This is a genomic window from Candidatus Margulisiibacteriota bacterium (assembly GCA_028715625.1).
In the GTDB taxonomy this organism is placed as follows: domain Bacteria; phylum Margulisbacteria; class Riflemargulisbacteria; order GWF2-35-9; family GWF2-35-9; genus JAQURL01.
This window is the reverse complement of the sequence record JAQURL010000109.1, coordinates 1-5,017: the sequence shown is the minus strand read 5'-3', so window position 1 is coordinate 5,017 and position 5,017 is coordinate 1. Positions and strand designations below refer to the sequence as shown.

Genomic DNA, 5,017 nt, shown 5'->3' with positions numbered 1-5,017 from the left:
AGAAAATTGGCTTCTTCCTCCCCTCTCCACCAGTGGAGAGGGGGCGGGGGTGAGGCGCAGAGCCCTGAGCCCCGAGCTCTTGGCTCTTATCACAGCGCAAGCTGTATGAGGAGGTTAATAAATGATAAAAGTTGTTGTTAATGGCGCGCTTGGCAAAGTCGGACGTGAAGTTACCAAAGCTGTAAAGAATTCCAAAGATATGACGTTGGAACGCGAACTGGATGTAAAAAATGATTTGGGTGATTACCTGTCCAGGAACAAAACTGATGTGGTGGTAGATTTCACATCTCCTGAAGTTCGTATGAAAAATGTTAAAGCTATTTTAAATAATGGCGCTCATGGTGTTATCGGTACCACAGGATTTACCGAACCGGAATTAAAGGAAATTGCTAAACTGGCCAAAAAAGTCGGTAAAGGGATTATCATTGCTCCCAATTTTGCCATTGGTTCGGTGCTGCTCATGCACTTCGCTCAGCAGGCTGCCAAATATTTTGATACTGCGGAAATTATTGAATACCATCATAATCAGAAAGCCGATTATCCGTCGGGTACAGCCATAAAAACAGCCCAGCTGATGGCTGAGGAAAGAAAAAAATTTAATACGGTTTTAAATGACAAGGTAGCCAATCTTGAAGGTGCCAGAGGCGCGGAATATAAAGGCATTCATATTCATAGTGTCAGGCTTCCGGGCATGGTAGCGCATCAGGAAGTAATTTTCGGCGAAGTTGGGCAGTACCTGACTTTGCGCCATGACGCGGTTTCCAGAGAATCTTATATGCCGGGGGTCTTGATGGCAATCCGGGAAGTGGTTAAAATAAAGAAACTTGTTTACGGTCTGGAAGGACTGATGGGATTATAGCTTTTCCCGCCTCTCGCGCCAACCCTCTCTCCGTAAACGGAGAAAGGGAGTCAGGGATGGAGGTTTTCCCCTCTCCGCTGGCGGAGAGGGGTGGCACGAAGTGCCGGGGTGAGGCGGGGTGAGTTTAAGAAGGAGTTAAAATAATGAAGGAATATAATGTAGCGGTAGTAGGCGCAACCGGTCTGGTCGGAACGGAAATGATCAAGATGCTGGAGGAACTCAAGTTTCCTGTAAAAAATCTGATTCCACTGGCTTCTGAAAAGTCCGAAGGTAAAAAGGTTGTATTGCATAATAAAGAATATAAGGTACAGACCTTAAAAGAAAATTCTTTTAAGGGTATAGATATTGCTTTGTTCAGCGCGGGTTCGGCAGTGAGCGAAAAATTCGCTCCTCTGGCCGCCAAAGCCGGAGCGGTGGTAATAGACAATACCAGTTTTTTCAGGATGAAAAAAGATATACCGCTGGTGGTGCCGGAAGTAAATGCCCGGGATATTAAAAAGCATAAAGGTATTATCGCCAATCCCAATTGTTCGACTGCGCAAATGGTGCTGGCTTTGAAACCTATACATGACAAGTACCGGATTAAAAGGGTAGTTGTATCCACCTATCAGGCCACTGCCGGAGCGGGTAAAGCAGCTATGGATGAACTGCTGGAACAGACAGCGAATATTCTGAATGGCAGGGGCGCAGGCAAACCGAAAAAATTTACCAGACAGATAGCGTTTAACCTTATCCCGCAGATTGATGTGTTTACTGATAATGGTTATACCAAAGAAGAAATGAAAATGACCAATGAAACAAAAAAAATTATCGGTGATGAAAGTATCGAAGTCGTGGCCACATGTGTGCGTGTGCCTGTATTTATAGGACATAGCGAATCTTTGAATATAGAAGTTGAAAAAAAGTTTGAAGTAAAAGATGTTCAAAAACTTTTGGCTAAATCTCCGGGCATAAAACTTATGGATGATCCTGCCAAAGGCATGTATCCTACCCCGATTGATTGTGTGGAGGAAAACGACACATTTGTAGGCAGGATAAGGCGCGATTTTACAGTACCCAATGGGATAGCCATGTTTATTGTGTCCAACAATCTTAGAAAAGGAGCTGCACTTAATGCTGTGCAGATTGCCTGGGAACTGATAAAGCAGAAACTTATTTAAAGTGAAACGTGAAAAGTGAAGAGTGAAGAGTGAAGAGTAAAGAGTGACGCGTGAAACGTGAAAAGTGAAGAGTGAAAGGCGTCATACTGAGCAAGTTTACCCTGAGCTTGTCGAAGGGAAGTATGACCAAGAGAAAGTTGAAGGGTGACGGGTGAAGCGTGAAACGTGAAGAGTGAAAAGTGAAAGGCGTCATACTGAGCTAGTTTACCCTGAGCTTGTCGAAGGGAAGTATGACAGTAGAAAGTTGAAGGGTGACGGGTGAAGCGTGAAGCGTGAAAAGTGAAGAGTGAAGAGTGAAGAGTGAAAAGTTAAACGTGATAAAGGATAATTAAATGCTAAAAAATAAAAATAGTGCTCGATTACGCAACTCAACGAATCCACTCTTTCAGAGCCCCGAGCAGTCCCGCTTGCGGGGCGATCAAGCTCCGAGCCTTATACATTTACCGGACAAGATGTGAACACCAGTAAAAATATAATAAAGTTTTTTGATAAAACCATTAAACAATATTATTCCAATGATCCCGGTATTGTAGGTTGGAGCAACAAGGAAAGCCAGTACCTCAGGTTTGATGTCCTTAGTCAGATAGCGCCTCTGGAAAATCAGCAGGTTATTGATATAGGCTGCGGAGTGGGCGACATGTATAACTTTTTCAAAAGTAAAAATATGAAAGTAAAGTATTTGGGGATCGATATTCATCCGGGAATGGTGGCCATAGCCAGAAAGAAATATCAGGATGCCCGTTTTTTACAAACAGAACTGGAAAATATAAAAGACAGTTATGATTTTGTCTTGTGTTCCGGTGCGTTTAACCTTCAACAAAAAAATAATAGAAAATATATAGAAAAGATGATTGGTAAAATGTATGATATAGCCAGAACGGGTGTGGCGTTTAATTTGTTAAGCAGTTACGCGCCGTCAGGAATGCGTTACTGGGATTTATGTTATTATGATCCCAAAGCTATATTTGATTATTGTAAAAAACAGTATGAGCGGGTAATATTAAGACACGATTATTTGCCGCATGATTTTACGGTATATATTAATAAAGTACCTATGCCGGAAATAGCCTAAATTTATGAAAGGAAGCGATTTGAGATGATAGATTTCGGACGAGTGGTAACAGCGATGATAACTCCGTTTGATAAAGATGGAGAAATAAACTTTAAAGAAGTAAGACGTATTGCCCGAAAACTAGCCAATGAAGGTTCACAGGCCATTGTAGTTACAGGAACTACCGGTGAGTCTCCAACCCTGACTCACGAGGAAGACCTGCTGCTTTATTCCATAGTTTTGGAAGAAGTAGGCAATGAGGTCAAAGTTATTGCCGGTACAGGAAGCAATTCCACAGCAACTACCATTAAATATACCAAGTTGGCTGAGTCCATTGGCGTACATGGGGCCATGATTGTTGTACCTTATTATAATAAACCTTCACAGGAAGGTATGTTCCAGCATTTTGTGAAAGTAGCGGAAAATGTGGATTTACCGCTGATGATTTACAATATCCCGGGCAGGACCGGAGTGAACATGCTGCCGGAAACCTGGATAAGGATTGTAGAAAAAGCTTCTAATTATGTAGCCATGAAAGAAGCTTCCGGCAATCTGGAACAGATTAAAAAAATCATTGATCTGAGCAAAGATAAAGACCTTAAAATTTATAGCGGTGATGATGGCATAACCCTGGATGTGGTAAAAATGGGAGGTTATGGTATTGTCAGTGTGGCTTCGCATATAGTAGGTAAAGAAATTAAAGAAATGATTGATCTCTGGGTTCAGGGAAAGCATAAAGAAGCTGAGGCTCTGAATGACAAATTAATGAAACTGTTTAAAGTATTATTTATAACATCCAATCCGGCCCCGGTAAAAGAAGCCATGAACCTTATCGGTTATCAGGCCGGGGGTACAAGACTGCCGCTGGTTGCTGTAAATGATGCGGAAAGAGCACAGATAAAACAAACATTGAAGGAGTTGAGGATACTATAATTTTTTCTAAAAAAACTTTAAAACTGATCGTTTTCGGCGGGCTGGACGGTATCGGTAAAAATATGATGGCCTTTGAATACGGTGAGGAGATCATTGTTCTGGATGTGGGAATTATGTTCCCGGATGTTGATGTTTTCGGAATAGATAAAGAAATACCGGATTTTTCTTACCTTATACAAAATAAAAATAAAATAAAGGGTATTGTTGTAACCCATGGTCATGAAGACCATATAGGCGCCATAAGTTTTTTTCTGGAAAAGATCAATGTTCCCGTATATGGAACACGTCTTAGCCTGGGCCTGGTTGAGCATAAACTGATAGAAAAGGGCCTGGTCAATTACCAGTTGAAACCGATTGATGATGAAACCAGACTTGATTTCAAGTATTTTCATCTATCCTTTATCAGGGTCAGCCATTCCATCCCTGATGGAATAATGACCGTTATAGAAACCCCGGAAGGTACCATTGTCCATTCCGGCGATTTTAAAATAGACTACACGCCTATAGATCAGAAAGTGCTGGACCTGAACCGGATAGCCGAGATCGGCAAAAAGGGTGTGTTGTTACTGATGAGCGACAGCACCAATGCTCAGAAAAAAGGGCACACGTTGTCTGAACGTCAGGTTGGTGAATCGTTTTTGCGGGCGTTTAAAGGTATTACCGGCCGCTTGCTGGTAGCCACTTTTTCTTCCAATATCCACCGTATTCAACAAGCTATAGATGTGGGCAAAGGTTACGGTCGAAAAATCTGTTTTGCCGGCCTGAGCATGGAAAATACGGCCAAAATAGCCAAACGACTGGGTTATCTGAATTTTGATGATAATGATGTTATTTTTATCGGTGATGTGGACAAATATCCCGAAGACAAAGTGTTGATCCTTACAACAGGTAGTCAGGGAGAACCGCTTTCAGCGCTTTCCCGGATAGCCAATGATAACTACAGGTTGTTCCAGATAAAACCCGGAGACACAGTTATTGTTTCCGCGCTGCCCATTCCGGGAAATGAAAAAACCG

At 42.2% G+C, this 5,017-nt stretch carries 5 protein-coding genes; all 5 read left to right on the top strand.

All coding sequences use genetic code 11. The annotated features are described in order from the left end of the window. The first annotated feature begins 124 nt into the window (after window positions 1-124). A complete protein-coding gene (dapB, locus tag PHV30_11865; protein MDD5457710.1) occupies window positions 125-859 on the top strand; it encodes a 4-hydroxy-tetrahydrodipicolinate reductase in 735 nt (244 codons plus the stop codon). A gap of 143 nt (window positions 860-1,002) precedes the next feature. Beyond that, entirely contained in the window at window positions 1,003-2,019 is a 1,017-nt protein-coding gene (locus PHV30_11860) for an aspartate-semialdehyde dehydrogenase (GenBank protein MDD5457709.1), read from the top strand. A 454-nt stretch (window positions 2,020-2,473) separates the two neighbouring features. Continuing rightward, window positions 2,474-3,091 carry a class I SAM-dependent methyltransferase gene (locus PHV30_11855; protein ID MDD5457708.1) on the top strand — a complete coding sequence of 206 codons (618 nt, stop codon included), beginning with the start codon at window positions 2,474-2,476 and terminating at the stop codon, window positions 3,089-3,091. Between the two features lie 24 nt (window positions 3,092-3,115). Then, a complete protein-coding gene (gene dapA / locus PHV30_11850; protein MDD5457707.1) occupies window positions 3,116-4,003 on the top strand; it encodes a 4-hydroxy-tetrahydrodipicolinate synthase in 888 nt (295 codons plus the stop codon). A 62-nt stretch (window positions 4,004-4,065) separates the two neighbouring features. After that, on the top strand, window positions 4,066-5,017 hold a 952-nt coding region (locus PHV30_11845), incomplete at its 3' end, for a ribonuclease J (GenBank protein ID MDD5457706.1).